Genomic DNA, 22,884 nt, shown 5'->3' on the forward strand with positions numbered 1-22,884 from the left:
CATAGGTATCAAAATTTTTATCACCATATACCTCAATTTTCCTATGATGAATCCAATTTACCTGCTTTTCATCAAAATCATCAATAACCTTAAAATTAACAGCAGAAATCGATGAATCTTTCTCAAAACATGATATCAACCTGACCAATGAATCATCATCAAAACCAAAAACATCATCATCTAAAGTAACAATAACATCGCCTTCACTTTCTAAAATCCCAACATTCCTGCCCGCTACCCCAACATTTTCATCACATCTTATGACCTTAACCCTAGGATCAGAAATTATCTTACTCGCAGGAATATCTGAAGCATTATCGACAACTATTATCTCAAGGTTTCCATAATTCAGACACAAAATCTCGCTGACGTTCCGCTTCAACTCATCGGGTCTACAAAATGTCAAAATAACAATTGACACTTTAACCTTTGGCTTCATGATTTTTTTTATCGACATAAAAATTACCTTTTACAAAAATCTAAAATATAAGCCAATAATTCCGTCAAAGTAGAAATATATAAATTAGGTTGTGACATGCTCGTACACGCTAATATAAGCACCGGCCATTGCCATAGCTGAAAATTTCCCACAAAGCATTCTAAAACCAGAATCTGATCGCTTAAGCGCTTCGTCTGGATCTTCCAACACCTGAAGAATTGCCTTCGAAAGACGATTTTCCGAAACATCCTTGATTAATAGTCCATGAGAGCCGCCGTTAAGAACATGAGGAATCTCACCAACAGAAGTCGAAACAACCGGCAATCGAACAGCGAGGGCTTCAAGCAACGTAATAGGTAACCCCTCAGTCAATGAAGAAATAGCTAAAACAGAGGATTTGGCCATGAGAGCGGGAACATTATCGAAATATCCGGGCATGATTACATGCTTACCGAGATCATACTTATTAACTAGCGCCTCCAGCTCCGGCCGCTTATTTCCTTCGCCAACAATCATTAAGCCTACATTTGGGTTTTTAGCCTGAATCTCTCGAAATGCCATAATCAGGTGATCGAAGCCTTTCTCTCGAGATAAGCGACCCACGCCGAGGATGACGGCTTTATGCTGCCTAAAGAACTGCTGAAAATCTTCCGGCAATTCGGATTCAGAGCGTTTTACAACTTCATCTATAGGCAGCCCATTGCGTATGGTGCAAACCTTTTCAGAGAGCGCCAGGCGACTTGGTAACTCTGCGCTCATTGCATCGCCAACCAAAACTACCCTTTGCATTAAAGATATCGCCAGCCGGTCTAGCAACTCATACACCCACAATTTAGTAAATCGAGGTGCGTGAACATAACCATGCAGCGTTGCAACCATGGGAATACCCCGAATAAAGCGGGGATAGCAACCTAGCAATACGTTGAATTTAAAACCATGCGAATGGAGCAGTTGGTAACCATTAGCCCTGGCCCATTTCACGATTTTCCGGCTTTGCACAAGATTTAATCCCGGCTTCATTCTCCATGCAATAACCGGAAGCCCTTGGCGCTTAGCTTCGGCTTCCAGAGGCTTTTCCTCAATGTCCGGGTCCCCTGCACTTAAAATCATAGGAGCCAGGCCTTGATCCAGTTGCGCCTTAACCAGGGCAAGTAGCATCTTCTCTGCACCGTAAAGGCCGCCACTATCTATTAAATGAAGAACTTTCATTATCGCGCTCGGGTAGGTCTGGTTAATGCCCCGTTTGCATGGTTACCTCGGGACATTTCAAAGCGACCTTTTAAGGCCAAAAAACGTTTTTCAAGAAGATGATAAGAGCCAGCAGCCAAGCAGCAACTAAAAACGACACCCGCAAATAACTGAAGTGGCTCCGGCAAAAAATTCAGTTTAAGGCCAGCCTGCACTCCCCATACATGCCATAAATAGATGGGGTAAGAAATAACACCGAGATACACGGCATACGGATGGTTCAGCCACCCCCAGAATCGGCCACAGCTTAACCGCACTAATTGTACGAGCAAAACTGCCAGTAATAGCGCGTCAACAGTAAACCCTGGCCCATAAGAGTAGTTATCACCCGCTAGTTGCCGGGACATAAACAGGAGCATGAAGGTTACAACAGGCATCCAGAATTGACTGCTCAAAGCATTCAGTACATGCAGTGCGCGCTGACGTTCAACCAATAATGCAAGCGCACACCCAATAGCCAGATTATCGAAACGAGTATCAAAAGCGTTGTAGGCATATGAACTTCCCCAATCCAGCACGGTATAGGTTACGGTTCGCCAAATCACAACAACAACGCCTGCTCCTAACAAAAAAGCGAGCACGGTGTTTTTCCCGCGCTTCATCAAGGTTAAAAATATTGCAGGCCAGATGAGATAAAACTGCTCTTCAACCGCTAATGACCAAAGGTGGGCGAGTGAGGATGAGCTATGGCCTTCCAGTGCATTGTGGTAATTGACGAAGTAAAACAATGCGGGAAAGATTACTTCCCGGGTGTCATCATTACCCCGAAACAAGTCCCAACTGATCGATACCGCTATAAAGGCATAGTACGCAGGGAAAATTCTCAGTGATCGCCGTATATAAAAGTTCTTGAGGGATATGTTGCCGTTCTTTTCATACTCTTTGAGTAAGAGCCAAGTGATCAAAAAGCCACTCAAGACAAAAAAACCAGCTACTCCATGCCGTGCTGAAAAAAACAATGTTCCAACACCAGAGTGAGCGAGCACTACGGCCATCACCGCAATCATCCTGAAGCCATCAAGACCTGGGAGCTTATTGGACTGGAGTATGGTTTCAAGCTTTGGCAAAGCCACACTCATCCCTTCCTTGGATTCCACACTACCTTCTTCTCTCCTTTCAAAAACGCCACGAAGGCTTGCAGGGAGGCGAGATTCAGCAGAACAAAGTAGTACGGAATGGAATAGACGGCTGAGAGTGTTTCACCGCTGGATTCTTTTTTGTGCCCGCTCCAGGCGAGAATCAGAAAGGCCAGGTAGCCAAGTGCCGCCAATGCGTAGAAGCCTTTTACGGGAGCCAGGTAAAGTGCCGCGTACGCCAGGGTTAGCATGGGAATAAACGCGCCGTACCTCAGCAGTTTGTGGGAGATCATCTGCCAGGCAAATAACAGGTTACGGGCCGGGTTCATCAGGTGTTTCATGTCTTTAAGTGCCCACAGCGCACGAAGGCTTACCCGGACACGCATACTGAATTCGCTGCTACCGTCACTGAGGGCTTCTTCTTTTAGCAGCGCTTCGGGTTCGTAAACAACCCGATACCCCTGCTCTACTACCTTCAGTGGTTGCACAAAGTCTGGCAACTGGTCTGCCCGGAGTGGTTGGTACAAGGCTGTACGCATGGCATCAATGCCACCGTCTACTCCCACTACGGAACCAACTTCTGTTTCCTGGTCTCGCAGCCAGTTTTCATATTTCATGTAAGCACTGCAACCGTCCCCCACCAGGGAACCATCACTGTTCACGTATACCATTTTGCCGGTTACGTAGCCTACTTCCGGGTCGTTAAAGTTGCTAACCAGCAGTTTCAGAGCGTTGGTATCCCACTGTGAATTCGCATCTGAAAACGCCAGAATTTCACCCGTGGCATGTTCTTTGAGCAGGTTCAGGCCTGCGGTTTTGCCTTGCCTCGGAACCTGCCGGAACAAGCGCACATCGCACGCAGCTTCTTTAGCGATGTTTTCTACAATCTCGTCTGTACCATCTTCTGACTCATCGGAAACTACCAGAATTTCCAGCTTGTCGTTTGGGTAGTCCAGTTCCAGCTTGTTTCTTAAGGTGGATTCAATGTCATTCGCTTCGTTATAGGCTGCAATCAGTATGGATACTTTGGGCTGGTAATCTCCGGTCTTTTTTACAGGCCTGGGATTTAAGGCAGCAACCGTTTTAACGGCCAGTGGGTAGCCAAAATAGATATAAAACAGCAATAGAAAAGACGCCCAAAATACAAACTGCATCATGCCAGATCACCTGAAATTTCCATTTTTTCTGCCTGGGTTGCGTTGGCATCAAGCACCCCCTGATTCCGCAGTACGTTGCTCATGGTTGTGAAGGAAAAGTGTTTCACCAGTTTGGCTAAACGCTGTTCGCACACATCCAGGTTGTTGTAGTGGCGGAATCTGGAGAACCATTTAACGTCCAGCCTTGGCTGTTCAGGATCAACTTCCCAGGGGTGCAGGTAGAAGACAAACGGTTTACCCTGGCGATTGATGGAGCCCAGGCCCATTCGGCTGAACCAGTACGGAAACAGGCGGAAGTATCCGCCACCGGCTATGGGTAACGTGTATCCCGGAAGTTTCAGTGTGCTCAGGGGGAACTCTGCCAGTTCATAACCTTTGTCGGTTGTCAGGCGGTGGGGCCACCTTGGGGTGCCCGGCATGCCGTACCGATCGTGATGCACCGGGAAGATTGAAGAATCCCAGGTAAAGCCTTGCTCTGCCAAAATATCCAGCGCCCACCGGGACTCATTCGTTATGGAGTAACTGGCGGCACGGTAACCCGTTACGGGTGCGCCAATAATGTTTTCCAGCACGCCCTTGGAGCGAATGGTTTCTTCACGGAATACTTCCGGCGTTTGATTGTAAATCAACTGGTGGCTGTACCCGTGGCTGGCGATTTCGTGGCCGGCATCTGCAATGCGCCGGACCAGTTCAGGGGAACGTTCAGCTACCCAGCCAAGGGTAAAGAAGGTGGCTTTTATACCTGCATTGTCGAATAAACTGAGTATGCGGTCTGTGTTGGCCTCTACCCGGTACTCCATGCTGGACCAGTCGTCGTAATTTACGGCTTCAGCTAACGCAGCAACCTGGAAGTAATCTTCCACATCGATGGTCAGTGCATTTTGAATTTGCTGTGTCATAGCATTAGTCTCGGTCACATCCTGTGACGGTTAACGGAACTGGTATTCAACACCCAAAAGCACCCAGTTTTCATTGTATTCGCTGCTGGCCTGGTCACTGACTCTATTCTCATGGCCCATTCTGGCCTGGAGGTTGAGTTCTCTGGAGGCCTGATACTCTGCTCCCAGCTCAACACTTGATGTTCGGTCATCCACGTTGTCGCTTGCATAGGTTTGATAGTCATAACCCAGCCCCAGATAGGCGTTTGTTCTCTGTGCTACGGGCCGCGAGTAACGAAGCCTCACTCCGCCGCCATCTTCACGCTCTGGGGAGTCCAGGTAGTCTGACTGACTGCCGTACAGGTCGACGTTCAGTGTGCTGCTGTTTGAGAACCGCTGATTGAAACCCGTCGATACCGTGCTTGTTTCTACAGAGATGGAGTCCTGGAGGTTGAACTGGAAATCACCGTACCGGAAATCCAGATTCGACGTTCTGTCGGTTAACTCGTGTGCTGCTCTGAAGTACCAGTCGGAACTTTGAGTCAACGCTCGTGAAATAGCTAACTCACCGACCAGGCCATCACTGCTTTGGGTGGTGGCCCCGAAGCGGGTTTCTATTTCACTGATACCCACAGAACCGGATACATCCGTCGTTGCCCAACGTTTACTGAAGGTGACTCGCCCGGTTTTTACATCAACTTCAGAACCGCTATCGTAGTCTGTCCGGCTATAGGTGGCACTCAGGCCACCGTTCAGTGTCTGGCTGAATAAGTGATTCCAGGAGGCTGTTCCGGTGTAACGCTCGGTATCACTGTCTTCAATGTCTGAAAATTCGGTGTTTTCATATCGGGTGGAAAGGGTCAGCCAGTTGGCGTTGTTAATCCGCCAGTTATAGCGTGGGCCCGTGCTGAACACATTTTTCCGGGTACGGTTGTCTGGAGTGTCGCCTGCCCGGCTGCTTTCATTAACTTCCCGCAGGGTGTTGGCAGCATCCCAGTACAGCTGGTCTGCCAGCTCGCAGTCACCGATAAAATCCATTTCGCCGTATGTTTCGTCATCGAAGCTGTCATCAAGCCAATAGGAATAGCCTACGGTGCCTCGAAGGTTTGCATTACATCTGCCCGGGTCGCTGGTGTAATCGGCCTTTATGTATACCCGGGATTCAAGGTCGCTGACTTCGCCGCTGTCGGATTTTCTCGCGTTGTCTGTGTATCTGGAATCAATGCCGCCGGTAATTTCAGTCTGGGCCGCAACATTTGACGCCGTTGTGCCGGCTACGGCGAGTGTGAACATCAGTTGTGTTGCGGTGCGGAGCATCCCTGCTCCCTGCTGACTAGCCATTGATGACCGCTCCAACAAATTTATCGGGATTGAAAGCCGCTGCTGCGTTTTCTGCCGCTGCTGTCGTGATTTTCCCGTGTGGGACAACCAGCATGGCGTAATCACACAACTCCGTCAGAATGCGAGCATCCGGAGATTCAGAAATCGGGGCGGTATCCAGCACAATGAACCTGTCCGGATAACGGCGCCGTACCGCCTGAAGAAACTGTTTCATTCTGAATGAGGTGAAAAATTCTCCCGGTGTTTCTCTTCGGCTGCCAGCCGGTATCAGGCGAAGGCGCGGGATGCCCGTTGGGTAGAGAATTCGGGCAATATCAAAATCTGGGTCGTCCAGGAAATCTGTCAGGCCGGTTTCAGGCAACACATCAAGCGTGCTGTGAAGGGACGGTTCCCGCAGGTTGCAGTCGATGATCAACGCGGTTTTAGATTGGTCGAAGGCGAACGCTGCAGCGAGGTTCAGTGCAACAAATGAAGCCCCGGCCCCCGGGCAGGCACCACTAACAACCATGGTAAAGTTATTACCACCCGAAAGTTCCAGCAATTTGGTGCGAAGGCTCCGGAACCGGTTAACCAGTGCTCTGTCCCGGGATTCCGGATAAATAACTCTGCGTTCATCCAGATCGTCTGGCGTGAGCTTTCTGGGCTCTTGCATACGGACGATCTGTTTACTGATCACGTATTTATCAACAGCACCCGGGCCAAGTTCCAGCGAACTCGGCACCAGCAGGCGGGAATCGTCCTCGTCGTTTTTCTGAACTTTGGGGTGTAAGTTTCTTTGCTCAGGCATCAGATCACCCCCAGATAAGCGAGTACAACAACCGCAATGTAAACGGCGACAGCCAACAAGGCGAAGACTCCAACCATTATGGTGACTTTACGGTCTACACGTTTTTCATAAGGTGTTCGCACTTTCGGAATTTCAATCAACACCGGCAGCCCAATCCCCTCTTCAAGCTGGTTTCTGGCACGGATACGTGGGTCAATCTGCAGCATGCCAGCTAAGGCACCAAATGGCGCAACCATGCCCAACAGCAGCCCGGCTGTTGCAAACATAGAGAACTTCGGTCCTTTGGGCTCTCTCGGATACTGGGCCGGCTCATTGATTCGGTAATTCAGGCCCTGACCTTCAATATCCAGGTGCATAGAGACTCGGGCTTTTTCTCTTCGTTTGAGGAGGTCATCATAAATTTCCCGGTTCACTTCCATGTCGCGGGTTAACTCAGAGTACCGGGCTTTATTGGACTGGATGCGCTCCATTCGAAGTGCCTGTTCCTCCATTAACCGCTCCAGCGAAGAAATTCGGGTTTTGACGGTGGCCATATCGGCTCGTGTTGTGGAGAGCGCTGCGCTGAGTTCCTGATACAGCGGGTTGACTGCATCATCACCGGCCAGCGAGTTCCGGGATGGTGGCCGTTGCGACGCTGCTTTTTGCTGTTTTCTCAGCTCTGCCAATTGTTCCCGAAGGATCACAATGTCAGGGTATGAATCGTGGTACTGCAAGCGAAGCGAATCCAGTCGTTCTTCAAGTAATCTGATGCGCTCCCGGTATGCGTCTTCCGTTCTGCCCTGGCGGATGGTTGGACTAATACCTGCCAGCTGCTCTTCTAACGAGGCCGTGCGTGTTGTTAGTTCTTCCTGCTCCAGCTTTGCCAGTTCCAGCTGATTCCGCAGCTGAGCCATACGCGAGTTGCCTTCCTGCTCAGTGCCATCATTATGCTCAGACAAAAACTGTTTGAGCCGGTTTTCTGCCTCTGTCAATTGCTGCTCGTAGGTTTTTACCTGCTTATCAATGAACTCGTATGCCCCGCGGCTTTCTACGCGCTTGCGCTCTTTGGTTTCTTCAACAAACAGCTGAGCAAGGCGTTGAGCGGTGCGAAAGGCTTCCATCTGGGAGGTAGATGTAAAGCCGATACTGAAGTAGCTGTCGCCCCGCGGGCGGATGGCCACACCTGCCCGCACGTAGGCAATCCGACGCTCGATGGATTCCGGGTCCATGGCTGCGTCTTCAAATATTGAGGTATCAGTTGCTACCTGTTCAATCACTGTGCGGCCGAGAATCAGTTCCTTGGCCGCAGAGATTCTGTCACTGATTTCTGTAGTGACGGCCCGCCCTTCCATGAGCGGGGTAATGATATTTTTGTCATCAACAAAGATGATGACATCCGACTGATACTTGTAGGGCCACACAAATCCGGCTCCGAGAATCGCAAAACTCACGACAACAAACAGCAGAAATGCGAGCCATTTACGGCTACGAACCTCTCTGATAACTTCCTGTGGTATCTGCGACAGGGGTAACGCCATATCAACCCAACCTTAAATAATCCTGCGGAACTTCTGATTAAAACCGTCGCTCTGGGACAGAGAGAATATCTCCTGGCCGCATGGAGTAGTTGGTTTCGACTTTGCCTTTGCTAAGGATGTCGTCAAGCTTGACCGGAATCGCGACAACTTCGCCGTCCAGAACCCGATACAGCATTGCGCTGTTCAGCGACGCAAACTCGTTAGCGCCTCCGGCACTCAGAAACACATCCAATACGGTCATGCCACTCCGATGGGGTACAGAGATCGGCTGAGCAACAGCACCGGTTACCCGCACCCTGTCAGTAAACTCGTGACTACCCATAGAGGTAACCACTACGCTGACCTGTGGCTCACGAATGTATTCGGTGAGAGAGGTTTTGATGTTACTGGCCAGCTCTTCAGGTGTACGGCCACTGGCCTGAACATCACCTACCAGCGGAACCGATATTTTGCCATCAGGCCGCACGGGAACTGAGATGCTCAGGTCATCGTTACGCCAGACAGACACCTGAACTACGTCAGTTGCGCCCAGTACATATTGGTTAACGCTGTCTCTGGTATCAACTGCCAGAGCCCGCTGGATTTGTTCAGGGGATGATACAGAGGGGCCGGCACAGCCGGAGAGTATGGCTACCGCCACAAAGGACGTAAAAAGCCCTTGAATAAGATACTTCCGTGACATCTTTTTTCCTCGCGTCTGAGGTCCATGCTACTTTCCATGTTTCGGGAACAGGTTGCCCCCGAAACTACCTTGATCCTTTCTTGAACAATACCACTTCTACTGTTTGTATTATAATCAGCAAATCAAGAAGCAGGCTTTGATTCTTGATGTAGTATAGGTCATACCTGAGTTTTTCCCGGGTATCTTCTTCGTTGTCTGCATAGGCAAAACATAACTGCGCCCAGCCTGTCAGCCCTGGTTTTACCCGGTGGCGTTCTGAATAGAACGGGATTCTCTCCGATAACTGTTCCACAAACACTGGACGTTCAGGCCTGGGGCCCACGAAGGCCATGGTGCCATTAAGCACATTAAAGATCTGCGGAAGCTCATCAATTCTGACTTTACGAATAAACTCTCCAACCCGGGTTACACGGTTGTCGTTTTTTTTCGCCCACACGGCCCCATGCTTTTCTGCATCGGTTCTCATTGAGCGGAACTTATAAACCCGGAAAACTCTGTTGTTCAGCCCTACCCGCTCCTGGCTATACAGCACCGGGGCTTTGAAACCATCCTCCAGCTTAATCGCAAGAGCCGTCAGTAACATGATGGGGAATGTGGCCAGCAACAATGCGCCGGCAGAGAGAATATCGAGTGCACGTTTGCCCACACCGTACACTGAAGAGACGGTAAAACCATCGGAGAACACCAGCCATCCCCGGGTGATCATTTCCAGGGCCACCTTGCGGGATTCCCGCTCGTAGAAGTTGGCGCCGTCGATGATTTGCACACCTTCCATTTTACATTCCAGAAGGTCATCCATAGGGAGCCCGCGGCGGCGATCATCTACCGCCACAACTATCTCTCTGACCGGATAGCGTATTACGTAATCGTGCAAAGTAGTTGGCAGGTTAATCAGGTGTTTTTCTGCCACTTCGACGGGTTCATCAGGCAAAGGTACAAAGCCAGCCAGGGTAAAGCCTTTGCGATTAAATGGGGTTGTGAGGTCTTCCAGCATTTGCTTGGCACGGTGACCGGCCCCCAGCACCAGCACTCGCCGTTTGAAGGCTTCATTGCCTACAATGGCAAAAAACACTACCCGCACGATGCCCAATGAAAATATCGACAAAACGGTGGCTGATGTCAGCAGCCCGAAGCTGCCCAGATACCATAACCAGTCGTCTGCGACGAAGTAGGCGAAACCGTGTACCGGTATAGCAAGAATCATGGCCATTATGGTGCGCAGCATCATGCCTGACATGCCTTCTTCGACACTGGACTGATGCACACCAAGGGCAATCATGACGATAAGATTAACGAGAGAAAAGACGATAATTGAGGGGATAACGTAAGGCAGGCTTTCAACGAAGAAACCGACTTCCCCAAAAAGGCGAAAAAATACAGCCAATGAAAACGCCAGGGCCATAACGACAAAGTCAATAAGGCCAAGAATAACAAAAGGCAGGTGGATATAGTGTCTGAATAACCTGACGTGGGCCACGTCATCTCCTTGTGCGGTTTATACTGCACCGTACTACTAGCGTCCTTTGCTACATACCGTAACAAACCGTTTCAGAATTGTACGGCAATTCCTTGAAACTGCAAACGTTCCGTGGCCCACATTTTTGTTTAATGTGCGATACCCCTAAGTTCAGAAAGTATCGCCAGGCACCCTCACCCAACCTTCCATAATAATCCGCGCACTGCGGCTCATAATGGCTTTGGTGGCTGTCCACTGGCCGTTTGCTTCTTTTGCTTCCGCACCAACACGCAAGGTGCCGGACGGATGACCAAAGGTTACTTCTGTTCGATCTCCACCGCCAGCGGCCAGATTTACCAGAGTTCCCGGAATGGCAGAGGCTGTAGCAATAGCCACGGCCGCAGTACCCATCATAGCATGGTGCAGTTTGCCCATAGACATGGCGCGAACCAGCAGGTCTACATCAGACGCCCGGATACTCTTACCGCTGGAGGAAACATAATCTACCGGCCTGGCCACAATTGCGACTTTCGGGGTGTGCTGGCGGCCAGCTGCCTCACCGATCTCTTTGATCAAACCCATTTTAACGGCGCCGTGGGCACGAATGGTTTCGAACATGGCCAGCGCTTTCGGGTCGCTATTAATGTCGTCCTGTAGTTCGGTGCCTTTATAGCCAATATCTTCGGCGTTAATAAAGATGGTCGGGATGCCCGCGTTGATCATCGTGGCTTTAAGTGTGCCCACACCCGGAACATCCAGCTCGTCCACCAGGTTGCCGGTCGGGAACATGGCACCTTCGCCATCGGCTGGATCCATAAATTCGATTTTTACTTCAGCCGCAGGGAAAGTGACACCGTCCAGCTCAAAGTCACCCGTTTCCTGCACTTCACCGTTAGTGACAGGTACATGAGCAATGATGGTCTTTTGGATGTTCGCTTGCCAGATCCGAACGGTGCACACGCCATTTTCGGGGATGCGCTCTTTAGCGACAAATCCACCATTAATTGCGAAGGCTCCAACAGCAGCTGTCAGGTTGCCGCAGTTTCCGCTCCAGTCCACAAATGGCTTATCAATGGCCACCTGGCCAAACAGATAGTCCACATCGTGATCTGGCTGAGTGGGCGCAGCCAGAATCACCGTTTTGCTGGTACTGGAGGAGGCATTGCCAAGACCGTCGATTTGCTTTTCGTAGGGATCAGGGCTGCCGATCACCCTTAGCAATAGCTTATCGCGGGCTTCGCCGGGAACCTGGCAGGCTTCAGGTAAGTCCTGAAGGCGGAAAAATACGCCTTTACTGGTGCCGCCACGCATGTAGGTAGCGGGTACTTTGATTTGTGGGGGGAAGCTCATGAAATGCCTCTCTTTGAAAGCATTTGGGTGGATGAACGCTGACCCCTTTGCCAGCATGGCTTTGGGGTCAGGTGTCCAAACTACAATCAGATTATGCGGTGCCTTCAGCTTCCAGGAAGTCCTGGGCAAAGCGCTGGAGTACGCCGCCAGCTGAATAGATGTTCAGCTCGGCAAAGGTATCCAGTCGGCACTTCACAGGCACTTCTACGGTTTCGCCGTTTTTACGGTGGATCACGAGAGTGAGCTCCGCACCTGGGGCAATTTCACCTTTGATATCGAAGGTTTCGGTGCCATCGATGTTGTAGGTGTGGCGTGTTTCACCTTCACGGAACTGCACAGGCAGTACGCCCATGCCCACCAGGTTGGTGCGGTGAATACGCTCGAAACCTTCAGCAACGATGACTTCAACACCCGCCAGACGTACACCTTTGGCAGCCCAGTCACGGGAAGAACCCTGGCCGTAGTCAGCACCGGCAACAATGATCAGCGGTTGCTTGCGCTCCATGTAGGTTTCAATAGCTTCCCACATGCGAGTTACTTTGCCTTCTGGCTCGATTCGCGCCAAAGAGCCCTGCTTCACTTCGCCGTTTTCATCCCGAACCATTTCGTTCAACAGTTTCGGGTTGGCGAAGGTGGCGCGCTGGGCGGTCAGGTGATCCCCACGGTGGGTTGCGTAGGAGTTAAAGTCTTCCTCCGGCACGCCCATTTTGTGCAGGTATTCACCGGCGGCAGAGTCCATCATGATGGCGTTAGACGGCGACAGATGGTCTGTAGTGATGTTGTCACCCAGAACCGCCAGCGGGCGCATACCAGTCATGGTGCGTTCGGCGGCCAATGCGCCTTCCCAGTATGGCGGACGACGAATGTAAGTAGACTTCGGCCGCCAGTCGTACAACGGGCTCTTGGCCTGCTCTACTGCATCCAGGTTAAACATCGGGATGTAGACCTGTTTGAACTGCTCAGGCTTAACGAATTCACCGACAATGCGATCGATTTCTTCGTCAGACGGCCACAGGTCTTTGAGAGTGACGGGGTTGCCGTCTTTATCATAACCCAGCGCATCTCTCTCGATATCAAAACGAACGGTACCGGCAATGGCGTAGGCTACAACCAGTGGCGGTGACGCCAGGAACGCTTGTTTGGCATACGGGTGTATACGGCCATCAAAGTTCCGGTTGCCAGACAACACTGCGGTTGTGTAGAGGTCGCGGTCGATGATTTCCTGTTTGATTTTCGGGTCCAGGGCGCCAGACATGCCGTTACAGGTGGTGCAGGCATAGCCCACAATGCCAAAGCCCAGCTTTTCCATTTCAGGCAGCAACCCGGCTTCTTCCAGATACAAACGAGCCACTTTCGAGCCCGGCGCAAAGGACGATTTAACCCAGGGTTTACGAACCAGCCCCAGCTCGTTCGCTTTCTTGGCTACCAGCCCGGCTGCTACGACGTTGCGAGGGTTGGAGGTGTTCGTGCAGGATGTAATCGCAGCGATAATGACCGCACCATCCGGCATCAAACCTTTTTTCTCTTCTTCCAGCGCCGCATCCAGATTAACAGCGATACCACGATCGTGCAGATCAGCAGTAGCCACACGGCGGTGCGGGTTGGATGGTCCGGCCACGTTACGAACCACGGTCGACAGATCAAACTCAAGAACACGTTCGTACTGGGCTTCTGTCATTTCGCTGGCCCACAAACCGGATTCTTTTGCGTACTTTTCAACCAGATCTACCTGCTCTGGCTCACGGCCGGTGAGCTTCAGGTAATCGATGGTCTGATCGTCGATGTAGAACATCGCGGCCGTTGCGCCGTATTCGGGGGTCATGTTGGAGATGGTGGCTCGGTCGCCGATGGTCAGGCTGGATGCACCTTCACCGAAGAACTCCAGGTACGCACCCACGACTTTTTCCTTGCGCAGGAATTCGGTAATGGCCAGTACGATATCGGTAGCGGTGATACCTGGCTGACGCTTGCCCGTCAGTTTCACGCCAACGATATCCGGCAGGCGCATCATGGATGGCTGGCCGAGCATCACGGTTTCAGCTTCCAGCCCACCAACACCTACTGCGATTACACCCAGCGCATCAATGTGCGGGGTATGGCTGTCGGTGCCGACACAGGTATCCGGGAAGGCGATTTGATGGCCGTCTTCATCAGCCCGGTTCTGGATCACCGGAGACATTTTCTCCAGGTTGATCTGGTGCATGATGCCGTTACCGGCCGGAATGACGTCTACGTTACGGAACGCGGTACGAGTCCAGTTGATAAAGTGGAAACGGTCTTCGTTGCGACGCTCTTCAATAGCACGGTTCTTTTCAAACGCATCCGGATCAAAACCCGGAGCTTCTACCGCCAGGGAGTGATCCACAATCAACTGGGTTGGTACTACCGGATTCACTTTCGCCGGGTCGCCGCCCTTCTCTGCGATGGCATCACGCAGGCCGGCAAGGTCAACCAACGCCGTTTGCCCCAAAATGTCGTGACAAACAACCCGGGCTGGATACCAGGGGAAATCCAGATCGCTTTTGCGTTCGATCAGCTGTTTCAGAGAATCCGTCAGGGTTTCTGCATCACAGCGACGAACAAGTTGTTCCGCCAGAATTTTGGAGGTGTATGGCAGTTTTGCGTATGCCCCCGGGTGAATGGCTTCGATGGCCGCACGGGTGTCATAGTATTCCAGGTCTGTGCCCGGAAGGGGCTTTCTAAATTCGATATTCATAATAATCAGCTCCGCTTCTCAATTGGCAACCACTCCTGGTGTTCTGGACCAGTGTAGTCTGCGCTTGGGCGGATGATACGGTTGTTGGCACGCTGTTCTTTAACGTGTGCCGTCCAGCCGGATACCCGGGACATCACAAAAATGGGGGTAAACAACTCGGTTGGAATGCCCATGAAGTGATAAGCCGATGCATGGAAGAAATCAGCATTGCAGAACAGTTTCTTCTCACGCCACATAACTTCTTCGCAACGAACGGACACCGGGTACAGAACGGTATCGTTCACTTCCTTCGCCAGCTTTTCGGACCACTGCTTAATGATGCCGTTGCGAGGGTCACACTCTTTATAGATAGCATGACCAAAGCCCATGATTTTTTCTTTACGCTCAAGCATACCCATCAGGCCGGCTTCTGCTTCATCCGGCGTCTGGAAGCGCTGAATCAGCTCCATAGCCGCTTCGTTAGCACCACCGTGCAACGGTCCACGCAGCGAACCGATCGCGCCAGTCACACAACTATGGATGTCAGAGAGGGTCGACGCGCACACGCGGGCAGTAAAGGTGGAGGCATTGAACTCATGCTCTGCGTACAGAATCAGAGACACGTTCATTACGCGCTCATGCAGCTCGCTCGGCTTTTTACCGTGCAGAAGCTCGAGGAACAAACCACCGATGGAGTCTGACTCACTGTTAGCGGTGTCAATGCGCACACCGTCGTGGGCGAACCGGTACCAATAAGTGATGATCGCCGGGAATGTCGCCAGCATACGATCGATTTTATCGTCCTGCTCACTGAAATCTTTTTCAGTTTCCAGGTTACCCAACATGGAACAACCGGTACGCATGACATCCATCGGGTGAGCGGTGCTCGGGATTTGTTCCAGAACCGTTTTCAGAGCGTCCGGCAGTGTGCGCAGGCTCTTAAGCTTGGCCTTATAGGCATCCAGCTCTTGCTGGTTTGGTAGCTTGCCGCGCAGCAGCAGGTATGCCACTTCTTCAAATTGGGCATTTTCAGCCAGATCAACTACGTCGTAACCACGGTAGGTCAGGCCGGCACCGGTTTTACCAACCGTACACAGGGCCGTTTCACCGGCCACCTGGCCACGCAGGCCTGCTCCGCCTAGTTTTTTTGCTTCAGCCATGCTGGTCTCCCATCATTTTCAATTTTTTGGAATTTTGGTGATTAGTCTTTTTTCTGAACGAACAATTGGTCCAGCTTTTGTTCGAAGTCGTGGTAGTTCAGGAAGTCGTATAGCTCCATGCGGGTTTGCATCAGGTCTACTACGTCTTTCTGATCGCCTTTTTCCAGAATATTCTGGTATACCGTCAGCGCAGCTTTATTCATGGCGCGGAAGGCACTCAAGGGATACAGAACCATCGCGGCACCGGATTCGGCGAGTTCGGATTTGTTGTACAGCGGCGTTGCACCAAACTCAGTGATGTTGGCCAGAATCGGCGCATCAATGGCTTCAGCGAAAGCTTTGTAATCTGACAGTTCGTGCACGGCTTCAGCAAAGATGCCGTCGGCACCAGCTTCAATGCAGGCTTTCGCACGGTCGATAGCCGCTTCCAGGCCTTCTTTCTGGAACGAATCGGTACGGGCCATGATGAAGAAATCATCATCCTCACGGGCGTCTACCGCAGCTTTGATCCGGTCAACCATTTCTTCTTTGGAAACGATTTCTTTGTTCGGGCGGTGGCCACAGCGCTTCTGGGCAACCTGGTCTTCAATGTGGACAGCCGCCGCGCCGGCACGCTCCATCTCACGAATGGTGCGGGCGATGTTAAATGCACCACCCCAGCCGGTGTCGATATCAACCAGAAGAGGAACATCCGTTGCAGCCGTTATACGGCGCACGTCTTCCAGTACATCGTTCATACTGGTCATGCCCAGATCCGGCAAGCCGTATGATGCGTTCGCAACACCACCACCAGACAGGTAAATGGCCTGATGCCCTACTCGCTCAGCCATCATGGCCGTGTAGGCGTTGATGGTGCCAACGATTTGCAAAGGGTGATTTTCCTTCAGAGCCTTGCGGAACCGAGCGCCAGCTGACAGTTTATTAGCCATAACAAATAACCTCTTTAATCAGATAGTTAACACGCCTTCCTGAATCTTTTTCTCAATATTCTGGCGTGCGGCGTTGATGTGTCTTTTCATTAGAAATTCGGCGAGATCACCATCGCGCTGGGCAATGGCTTCGACGATACGGCGGTGTTCACCCAGCGCCATATGGGGGCGCCCGGCTGAGGTGCTTAACCGATAGCGGTACATCCGCACCATGTAATAAAGATCTCCCAGAAGCATCTGGGCCAGCTTGGTATTGCGGCTGCCGGTGGCAATCCGGTGATGGAAATCGTAATCGCCCTCGGCCTGGTAATAGGCCTGGCCCTGAGCTTCCTCAATCAATGCTTCATGGCTATCGAGTGTAGCCTGAAGATCTCGGATTTCCTCATCGGTCATCCGCTCAGCGGCTTGCCGTGCAGCTAACCCCTCCATTACCTCACGAATCCGGTACAGCTCTATCAGTTCCTCAGCGCTGACAGACACCACATTCACACCCGCATGTGGGCGGCGTACCAGCAAGCCCCTGGATTCAAGGCGCCCCAAAGCTTCCCTCAGTGGCCCTCTGGTCAGATTGAAGCGTGAGCAGAGTTCAACTTCGCCTATTTTTTCACCTGGAGCCAAGTCACCTTTTACGATTGCCGTTTGCAAACAATCGAACGCCTCATCGGCACGGGTTTGAGTCTGTAATTGAGGTTCGGCCATATTTTGTTAACAATCCATGCGTTGATGATCCGAAAACTACGCTCCAACAGAGGGATTGTCAACAATAAGACATAAGGCTTAAGTATGATTGTTTGCATTAGTGGAGTGGAGCGGGCTCGTGCGTACCGGTATCAACAGGAAACGCTCCTTTTAGGCGGGCAACTTGGTTACACTTAGCACACTTTATGGGAAGGCTCCCGACAAGCACGTATCGAATAAAGGATGAACAACATGATCAAAAAGTGTCTCTTCCCCGTTGCCGGTTACGGCACACGCTTTCTTCCGGCCACCAAGGCCATGCCCAAGGAAATACTGCCGGTTGTTAACAAGCCGTTGGTTCAGTATGGGGTTGAAGAGGCAGCGGATGCCGGCATGCACGAATTTGGTTTTGTGACCGGCCGGGGCAAACGCGCTATCGAAGATCACTTCGACATCAGCTACGAGCTGGAGCATCAGATTGCCGGCACAGGTAAAGAAGGCTTACTGACCTCCATCCGTGACCTGATCACTAACAACACTTTCGCCTTTACACGCCAGAATGAAATGAAAGGCTTAGGTCACGCCATCCTGACGGGCCGAAACCTGGTCGGCGACAATCCATTTGCCGTGGTACTGGCGGATGATTTCTGTATTGGCCCGGAGGATGGTGATGGTGTATTGACCCAAATGGTCAAACTGTACAATCAGTTCCGCTGCTCAATCGTCGCCATTGAAGAAGTGCCTATGGATGAAACCCATAAGTATGGTGTGATTGCGGGTGAGTCCATGAAAGACGGCCTTTACCGCATTACCGATATGGTTGAAAAACCAGCTCCGGAAGATGCGCCAAGCAACCTGGCGATCATCGGTCGCTATATTCTGACACCAGACATTTTCGAGATTCTGGAGCGCACGCCTCCCGGAAAAAATGGCGAAGTTCAGATCACAGATGCATTGATGGAGCAGGCCAAGAATGGCTGCGTGCTGGCTTACCAATTTAAAGGCAGGCGCTTTGATTGCGGCAGCATCGATGGGTTTGTTGAAGCCACTAACTACGTTTACGAAAACATCTACAAGAAAGGCAACTAAGGGCTCACCCCCCTAACAACTGCATGACCATGCGCCGGTTGTCCGCTGAAGCCTTGCGGAACCGGCGCAGAATTTCTGACTCTTCGTCGGATAACTGAATGCGGTCAATTTCCTGCTCCAACTCCTTTAGCGCGACAGTAAGGTCGTCACTGTTGCTGAAAGCCAGCCCCGGCAATTCCAGCTGATCACGGTCACCGCTTTCATCCATATCCAGCAAATGCTCAAGAGGCGTTTCTGTTTTCACACACAAATCCAGAAGCTCGTTCACGCCAGGATAGCTACGCTGTTTCAGCTCTGAGGCTTCCCAGCTTCGCACCCGGGCTTCATCAACACCGCACATGTTGGCAACGTCAGCCAGAGAAAGCTGCCCCGCTTCCCGCAGGTAACGTAACCGCCGGTGGAATGACTGAAGGTACCGCATAGTTCAGCGCCCCTGATCGATTGTCTGAAGAAAAAAGTAATTCCGGAAATGTATCGTATATATAAGGCCATAGACAATCTGGCTATACTTAACGATTCTCGAATATATCACTTAGTTAAAGCCCGCACCCCTCGGTTTTCGCTGCTTTATTTTCCGAGATTCTGACTATAGATTGAAATCAACCTTCCTCTGCCATTCTTACTTAGCCTGGTCCGATAATGTCTGACGCAAAAAAATCTGATCTTTTGCTTGTTGTCGTGACCCTGCTGGCTGCAATGGGCTGGGTATTTTCCAAAGAAGCCGTGCTGATGATGCCGCCGCTGATGTTTATGGCTGCACGTTTCTTATTGGCCGGCGGTGTTCTTGCCATTATCGCCATTCCCGCTCTGTTCAGGCTCAGCCAGGAGCAACTGCTTCGTAGTATAGGCGTGGGCGCGGTCTTCGGCATTGCCATGACCTGCTGGATCATGGGCCTTTTTCATGGCGACAGCATGGGGGAAGGTGCCTTTTTAACCAGCCTGGGCGTCGTTATCGTTCCGATCATCGCCCGCATCGTATTTGGCGAAGTACAACCTATGAGTACGTGGATGGCCATCCCGATTGCTGTTGGAGGGCTGGCATTGCTGTCTTTGGAAAACGGCTTTCAGCCTGAGCCGGGGCAGCTTTACTTCGTTGCTGCTGCATGTATATTCGCACTCTATTTCACCCTGAACACAAGGGCAGCCAATCACCGGACCGTGGTGGATAAACAAGGCCAAACCGTCGAGAAGAAAAAGGTACCCGCCCTGCCCCTCACGGCGATGGCGCTACTGACTGTTGGCGCGGTTACCTTAGCCGAATCTTCTATCAGCGAACCCTGGGCTCCCTCCCTCGCCAACCCTCAGCCTATGTTGTACGTTTGGGTGCTGGCGAGTGCAGTGATAGCAACTGCGGGTCGATTCTTACTGCAAACCTATGCCCAGAGCCTTTCTGTGCACAGCCATGGGGTAGTCATTCTTGTACTGGAACCCGTGTGGGTTGCGCTGTTTGCTACGGTCTGGTTTGGCGAAACCATGAGCAGCCTTCAACTCGCCGGATGCGGCCTGATTTTCGCTGCACTTTTGGTAAACCGCTGGAATGCTATCAGCCGTGCCATCAAAGGCCTTCTGAAAGTAAAAAATAGCAGCCAAAGAGGTTGACCCACCGGAACGAAATCCGTATATTTCGTCCCCGTTGCAGGACACAGGACCATAGCTCAGTTGGTTAGAGCGCTACCTTGACATGGTAGAGGTCCCCAGTTCGAATCTGGGTGGTCCTACCAATTCTGCAAGAAAAAAGGTCACTTAGGCATATGCCAAGTGGCTTTTTTCGTTTCAGGCGGTGGTAAACTGCCTATTCAGGCAGCACCTCCAAACCTTTTTTCCAGCCACGCGTTAATATCGCTGGATTCGTACATCCACTGTTCACTGCCATCGCTATTTTTAATCCGCAAGCAAGGTACTTTCACGGCTCCGCCACCTTGCTGCAACTCAGCCCGATGAGCTTCATTATGCTGCGCATCCCGCAATTCTATATTCAGGTTCAGCCGTGCGATCTGCTTGCGCACTTTCACGCAGAACGGGCAGGTTTTAAATTGATATAGCGCCAATTGCTCGCAAGCCGCATCCACTTTCTGCTGCTCTTCAGAGTTTCGCTCCACAGGCTTCCCACCGCCAAGTTTTTCGCTTAACAGCACGAAGGGAGTCAGAATAAGACGTAAAGTCCGGAAAAAATATCGGATAACCACTCGCATTGAATAAACCTTTAAAATGAAGCTTCGGATTCGGTGGGCAGTATAAAGCAAAACCAGTACCGTTCGGGCAACCTGAATAGAGTTACCTACCAGTTATGTTTTTCTTCCTTCTCCTGCTCGGCTTTCCGCTCCCGGATTTTCTCCAGCTTGTCTTTGGGAATTTGCATGTTGGCGGTATCCCTGAGCAGTAGAAGGCTGCCAACCACCATGGCGATAGCGCCCAGAATAAACAACCAACCAATTACCGGCATCATTCAGCTCCTTTTCTGTGCTTCCGTTCAGTGTACCCCAGTCTTCTGGCACACGGTAACGCTCTGACACTGGGAGAAATGGCTTGTCCAAGGCTGTGCAGCTTCGTACCATTGCCCTGTCTTTCATTCACCAACCTTCGCCAGCCAGGATACCGATGCGCACACAGCTCGATATAACCGTTGATTCAGCCCAGACTGCTGTAGATGCTCTTGCTGAAGGCTCTGAACTCTCTAAACAGCGCATTAAGGATGCGATGGCAAAGGGTGCCTGCTGGTGGACTCAGAAAGGTAAAAAGGTACGGTTACGCAAGGCCAAGCGAGAGCTTAAACCTGGCACTCGCATCGAATTATTTTACGACGACCAGGTTCTTTCAAAAGTTCCGGAGCCCCCCATACTCGTGCAGGATTTCCGCAGCTATAGCGTCTGGTTTAAACCCCACGGTTTGCTTTCTCAGGGGTCACAGTGGGGAGATCACTGCAGTTTACTTCGACTCGCAGAAGTTAAGTTAAACAGGCCATGCTTTCTGATTCATCGTCTTGATGGGGATGCAGCAGGGTTAATGCTGGTTGCCCACGATGGAAAAGCCGCAGGTGCGCTTTCACAGATGTTTTCTGGCCGCTCCGTGACCAAGATCTACCAGGCGAAGGTAGCGGGGCGATTGGAAGCTGAAGATTTACAGGTTGATGCAGCCCTGGATGGCAAAGAGTCTGTAAGCCGGGTGACCACTTTGAGTTTTGATGAAGAGGCTAATGCCACATTGGTGAAAGTGGCCATCGAAACCGGAAGAAAACACCAGATTCGACGGCACCTTGCTGGCATCGGCCACCCCATTATCGGGGACAGGCTCTATGGGCAAGCGAGCCCGGAAGGATTACAGCTGGAAGCTGTATATCTGGCTTTCGATTGCCCGCTACTCAAGCGCTCACAGGCCTTCGGTCAGGCCTTATAAAAGTCCCGGTACCAGTCTACGAAGTTGGCAATGCCCTCTTCTACCGGTGTCGCGGGCCTGTAATCCACATCTTTGATCAAGTCATCCACATTAGCGTAAGTGGCGGGTACGTCACCAGGCTGCAAAGGCAACAGGTTCTTCTGTGCTTTTTTACCCACACGCTCCTCGATAATTTCGATAAAGCGGGACAGTTCTACCGGGTTATTGCTACCGATGTTGTAGATGCGATACGGCCCTTTACTGGTACCCGGGTCTGGTTGAGCGCCGGACCAGTCCGGATTTGGTTCAGCCACATGATCCAACGTGCGGATAACGCCTTCTACAATGTCATCAATGTAGGTGAAGTCTCGTCTGTGCTGGCCATGGTTGAATACATCAATGGGCTCACCCGCCAGAATCTTCTTGGTGAAGATAAACAACGCCATATCCGGACGCCCCCACGGGCCATACACTGTAAAAAACCGTAGGCCGGTGGTCGGCAGGTTGTACAGATGGCTGTAGGTGTGAGCCATGAGCTCATTGGCCTTCTTGGAGGCGGCATACAGGCTCAGTGGATGATCCACATTATCGTGCACGGAGAATGGCATGGTTTCATTGGCACCATAGACCGAACTGCTGGAGGCATAAACCAGATGTTTCACATCGTTATGTCTGCAGCCTTCCAGAATATTCATGAAGCCCACAAGATTGGCATCAATGTATGCGTGTGGATTTTCCAGGGAATAACGAACACCAGCCTGAGCGGCCAGATGCACTACCCGTTCCGGTTTGTGCTCCCGGAACAGCTTTTCCATCACGTCACGATCAGCCACGTCTTCACGTACTTCTGTGAAGCCCGGTTTGTTCAACAAACGTGCCAGACGAGCCTCTTTCAGGTTTACGTCGTAATAGTCGTTAACGTTATCGACACCGATCACTTCATCGCCGCGATCCAGCAACCGATGGGCCAGGTGTGAGCCGATAAAGCCGGCGGTTCCCGTTACGAGAATTTTCAAGGTTCGTTCTCCAG

The 22,884-nt window shown here is 51.3% G+C and carries 22 protein-coding genes and 1 tRNA gene; 4 read left to right on the forward strand and 19 right to left on the reverse strand.

Annotation, left to right across the window (positions count from 1 at the left end; all coding sequences use genetic code 11):
- From ABYA77_RS07845 to ABYA77_RS07915, 15 genes are all read right to left on the reverse strand, one after another.
- On the reverse strand, positions 1-457 hold a 457-nt coding region (locus ABYA77_RS07845; RefSeq protein ID WP_372965401.1), incomplete at its 3' end, for a glycosyltransferase family 2 protein.
- A 66-nt stretch (positions 458-523) separates the two neighbouring features.
- Positions 524-1,648 (reverse strand): glycosyltransferase, encoded by a 1,125-nt coding sequence (locus ABYA77_RS07850; RefSeq protein ID WP_372965402.1) that lies wholly within the window; start codon positions 1,646-1,648, stop codon positions 524-526.
- Positions 1,648-2,760, reverse strand: a complete 1,113-nt coding sequence (locus ABYA77_RS07855) for an acyltransferase family protein (RefSeq protein ID WP_372965451.1) — start codon at positions 2,758-2,760, stop codon at positions 1,648-1,650. The genes ABYA77_RS07850 and ABYA77_RS07855 overlap by 1 nt, the downstream gene beginning before the upstream one ends.
- Positions 2,761-2,762: 2 nt before the next feature.
- Positions 2,763-3,920 (reverse strand): glycosyltransferase family 2 protein, encoded by a 1,158-nt coding sequence (locus ABYA77_RS07860; protein ID WP_372965403.1) that lies wholly within the window; start codon positions 3,918-3,920, stop codon positions 2,763-2,765.
- Positions 3,917-4,819 (reverse strand): XrtA system polysaccharide deacetylase, encoded by a 903-nt coding sequence (locus ABYA77_RS07865; RefSeq protein ID WP_372965404.1) that lies wholly within the window; start codon positions 4,817-4,819, stop codon positions 3,917-3,919. The genes ABYA77_RS07860 and ABYA77_RS07865 overlap by 4 nt, the downstream gene beginning before the upstream one ends.
- A gap of 30 nt (positions 4,820-4,849) precedes the next feature.
- On the reverse strand, positions 4,850-6,139 hold the full coding sequence (locus ABYA77_RS07870; protein ID WP_372965405.1) for an outer membrane beta-barrel protein: 1,290 nt from the start codon (positions 6,137-6,139) through the stop codon (positions 4,850-4,852).
- Positions 6,132-6,926, reverse strand: coding sequence for a polysaccharide biosynthesis protein (locus ABYA77_RS07875; RefSeq protein WP_372965406.1), 795 nt, complete (start codon positions 6,924-6,926; stop codon positions 6,132-6,134). The genes ABYA77_RS07870 and ABYA77_RS07875 overlap by 8 nt, the downstream gene beginning before the upstream one ends.
- Positions 6,926-8,443, reverse strand: coding sequence for an XrtA system polysaccharide chain length determinant (locus tag ABYA77_RS07880; RefSeq protein ID WP_372965407.1), 1,518 nt, complete (start codon positions 8,441-8,443; stop codon positions 6,926-6,928). Before ABYA77_RS07880 ends, ABYA77_RS07875 begins: the two co-directional genes overlap by 1 nt.
- A gap of 37 nt (positions 8,444-8,480) precedes the next feature.
- Positions 8,481-9,125: an XrtA/PEP-CTERM system exopolysaccharide export protein gene (locus tag ABYA77_RS07885; protein ID WP_372965408.1), complete on the reverse strand. Its 645-nt coding sequence runs from the start codon at positions 9,123-9,125 to the stop codon at positions 8,481-8,483.
- A 64-nt stretch (positions 9,126-9,189) separates the two neighbouring features.
- Complete coding sequence (locus ABYA77_RS07890; RefSeq protein WP_372965409.1) at positions 9,190-10,602, reverse strand: TIGR03013 family XrtA/PEP-CTERM system glycosyltransferase; 1,413 nt, start codon at positions 10,600-10,602, stop codon at positions 9,190-9,192.
- A gap of 150 nt (positions 10,603-10,752) precedes the next feature.
- Positions 10,753-11,931 (reverse strand): 2-methylaconitate cis-trans isomerase PrpF, encoded by a 1,179-nt coding sequence (gene prpF / locus ABYA77_RS07895; protein WP_372965410.1) that lies wholly within the window; start codon positions 11,929-11,931, stop codon positions 10,753-10,755.
- Positions 11,932-12,022: 91 nt separating this feature from the next.
- Complete coding sequence (gene acnD, locus ABYA77_RS07900) at positions 12,023-14,647, reverse strand: Fe/S-dependent 2-methylisocitrate dehydratase AcnD (RefSeq protein ID WP_372965411.1); 2,625 nt, start codon at positions 14,645-14,647, stop codon at positions 12,023-12,025.
- A 5-nt stretch (positions 14,648-14,652) separates the two neighbouring features.
- Positions 14,653-15,786 carry a 2-methylcitrate synthase gene (prpC, locus tag ABYA77_RS07905; protein ID WP_372965412.1) on the reverse strand — a complete coding sequence of 378 codons (1,134 nt, stop codon included), beginning with the start codon at positions 15,784-15,786 and terminating at the stop codon, positions 14,653-14,655.
- A gap of 41 nt (positions 15,787-15,827) precedes the next feature.
- A complete protein-coding gene (gene prpB, locus ABYA77_RS07910) occupies positions 15,828-16,715 on the reverse strand; it encodes a methylisocitrate lyase (RefSeq protein WP_372965413.1) in 888 nt (295 codons plus the stop codon).
- Positions 16,716-16,733: 18 nt separating this feature from the next.
- Positions 16,734-17,414, reverse strand: coding sequence for a GntR family transcriptional regulator (locus tag ABYA77_RS07915; protein ID WP_372965414.1), 681 nt, complete (start codon positions 17,412-17,414; stop codon positions 16,734-16,736).
- 231 nt (positions 17,415-17,645) lie between these two features.
- Here ABYA77_RS07915 and galU point away from each other — a divergent pair, with 231 nt between their 5' ends.
- Complete coding sequence (gene galU / locus ABYA77_RS07920) at positions 17,646-18,482, forward strand: UTP--glucose-1-phosphate uridylyltransferase GalU (protein ID WP_372965415.1); 837 nt, start codon at positions 17,646-17,648, stop codon at positions 18,480-18,482.
- Positions 18,483-18,486: 4 nt separating this feature from the next.
- Here galU and ABYA77_RS07925 read toward each other — a convergent pair whose 3' ends face one another.
- A complete protein-coding gene (locus ABYA77_RS07925) occupies positions 18,487-18,903 on the reverse strand; it encodes an XRE family transcriptional regulator (RefSeq protein ID WP_372965416.1) in 417 nt (138 codons plus the stop codon).
- 218 nt (positions 18,904-19,121) lie between these two features.
- On the opposite strand from ABYA77_RS07925, the gene ABYA77_RS07930 reads away from it, so the two are divergent.
- Positions 19,122-20,081, forward strand: coding sequence for a DMT family transporter (locus tag ABYA77_RS07930; protein ID WP_372965417.1), 960 nt, complete (start codon positions 19,122-19,124; stop codon positions 20,079-20,081).
- Between the two features lie 45 nt (positions 20,082-20,126).
- Positions 20,127-20,203 (forward strand) — tRNA-Val (locus ABYA77_RS07935).
- Between the two features lie 75 nt (positions 20,204-20,278).
- Here the strand turns inward: ABYA77_RS07935 and ABYA77_RS07940 are convergent.
- Both ABYA77_RS07940 and ABYA77_RS07945 read right to left on the reverse strand, forming a co-directional pair.
- Entirely contained in the window at positions 20,279-20,674 is a 396-nt protein-coding gene (locus ABYA77_RS07940; protein WP_372965418.1) for a glutaredoxin family protein, read from the reverse strand.
- Positions 20,675-20,760: 86 nt separating this feature from the next.
- Complete coding sequence (locus tag ABYA77_RS07945; RefSeq protein ID WP_372965419.1) at positions 20,761-20,928, reverse strand: DUF2897 family protein; 168 nt, start codon at positions 20,926-20,928, stop codon at positions 20,761-20,763.
- A 152-nt stretch (positions 20,929-21,080) separates the two neighbouring features.
- Between ABYA77_RS07945 and ABYA77_RS07950 the strand changes: the two genes are divergently transcribed.
- The gene (locus tag ABYA77_RS07950) at positions 21,081-21,875 is read left to right on the forward strand and encodes a pseudouridine synthase family protein (RefSeq protein WP_372965452.1); all 795 of its coding nucleotides are present in this window, start codon (positions 21,081-21,083) and stop codon (positions 21,873-21,875) included.
- On the opposite strand, the gene ABYA77_RS07955 is transcribed toward ABYA77_RS07950, so the two are convergent.
- Complete coding sequence (locus ABYA77_RS07955) at positions 21,863-22,870, reverse strand: NAD-dependent epimerase (protein ID WP_372965420.1); 1,008 nt, start codon at positions 22,868-22,870, stop codon at positions 21,863-21,865. The genes ABYA77_RS07950 and ABYA77_RS07955 overlap by 13 nt on opposite strands.
- Positions 22,871-22,884 lie beyond the last annotated feature (14 nt).

The sequence above is a fragment of the Marinobacter sp. genome (assembly GCF_041595835.1).
In the GTDB taxonomy this organism is placed as follows: domain Bacteria; phylum Pseudomonadota; class Gammaproteobacteria; order Pseudomonadales; family Oleiphilaceae; genus Marinobacter.

Excerpts from the sequence above, each read along its gene's own strand:
- ABYA77_RS07860 (WP_372965403.1), bottom strand. The coding sequence starts at position 3,920 with ATGATGCAGTTTGTATTTTGGGCGTCTTTTCTATTGCTGTTTTATATC.
- ABYA77_RS07950 (WP_372965452.1), top strand. The coding sequence starts at position 21,081 with ATGCGCACACAGCTCGATATAACCGTTGATTCAGCCCAGACTGCTGTA.
- prpB (WP_372965413.1), bottom strand. The coding sequence starts at position 16,715 with ATGGCTAATAAACTGTCAGCTGGCGCTCGGTTCCGCAAGGCTCTGAAG.
- ABYA77_RS07930 (WP_372965417.1), top strand. The coding sequence starts at position 19,122 with ATGTCTGACGCAAAAAAATCTGATCTTTTGCTTGTTGTCGTGACCCTG.
- ABYA77_RS07945 (WP_372965419.1), bottom strand. The coding sequence starts at position 20,928 with ATGATGCCGGTAATTGGTTGGTTGTTTATTCTGGGCGCTATCGCCATG.
- prpF (WP_372965410.1), bottom strand. The coding sequence starts at position 11,931 with ATGAGCTTCCCCCCACAAATCAAAGTACCCGCTACCTACATGCGTGGC.
- galU (WP_372965415.1), top strand. The coding sequence starts at position 17,646 with ATGATCAAAAAGTGTCTCTTCCCCGTTGCCGGTTACGGCACACGCTTT.
- prpC (WP_372965412.1), bottom strand. The coding sequence starts at position 15,786 with ATGGCTGAAGCAAAAAAACTAGGCGGAGCAGGCCTGCGTGGCCAGGTG.
- acnD (WP_372965411.1), bottom strand. The coding sequence starts at position 14,647 with ATGAATATCGAATTTAGAAAGCCCCTTCCGGGCACAGACCTGGAATAC.
- ABYA77_RS07870 (WP_372965405.1), bottom strand. The coding sequence starts at position 6,139 with ATGGCTAGTCAGCAGGGAGCAGGGATGCTCCGCACCGCAACACAACTG.
- ABYA77_RS07865 (WP_372965404.1), bottom strand. The coding sequence starts at position 4,819 with ATGACACAGCAAATTCAAAATGCACTGACCATCGATGTGGAAGATTAC.
- ABYA77_RS07915 (WP_372965414.1), bottom strand. The coding sequence starts at position 17,414 with ATGGCCGAACCTCAATTACAGACTCAAACCCGTGCCGATGAGGCGTTC.
- ABYA77_RS07925 (WP_372965416.1), bottom strand. The coding sequence starts at position 18,903 with ATGCGGTACCTTCAGTCATTCCACCGGCGGTTACGTTACCTGCGGGAA.
- ABYA77_RS07940 (WP_372965418.1), bottom strand. The coding sequence starts at position 20,674 with ATGCGAGTGGTTATCCGATATTTTTTCCGGACTTTACGTCTTATTCTG.
- ABYA77_RS07880 (WP_372965407.1), bottom strand. The coding sequence starts at position 8,443 with ATGGCGTTACCCCTGTCGCAGATACCACAGGAAGTTATCAGAGAGGTT.
- ABYA77_RS07885 (WP_372965408.1), bottom strand. The coding sequence starts at position 9,125 with ATGTCACGGAAGTATCTTATTCAAGGGCTTTTTACGTCCTTTGTGGCG.
- ABYA77_RS07850 (WP_372965402.1), bottom strand. The coding sequence starts at position 1,648 with ATGAAAGTTCTTCATTTAATAGATAGTGGCGGCCTTTACGGTGCAGAG.
- ABYA77_RS07875 (WP_372965406.1), bottom strand. The coding sequence starts at position 6,926 with ATGCCTGAGCAAAGAAACTTACACCCCAAAGTTCAGAAAAACGACGAG.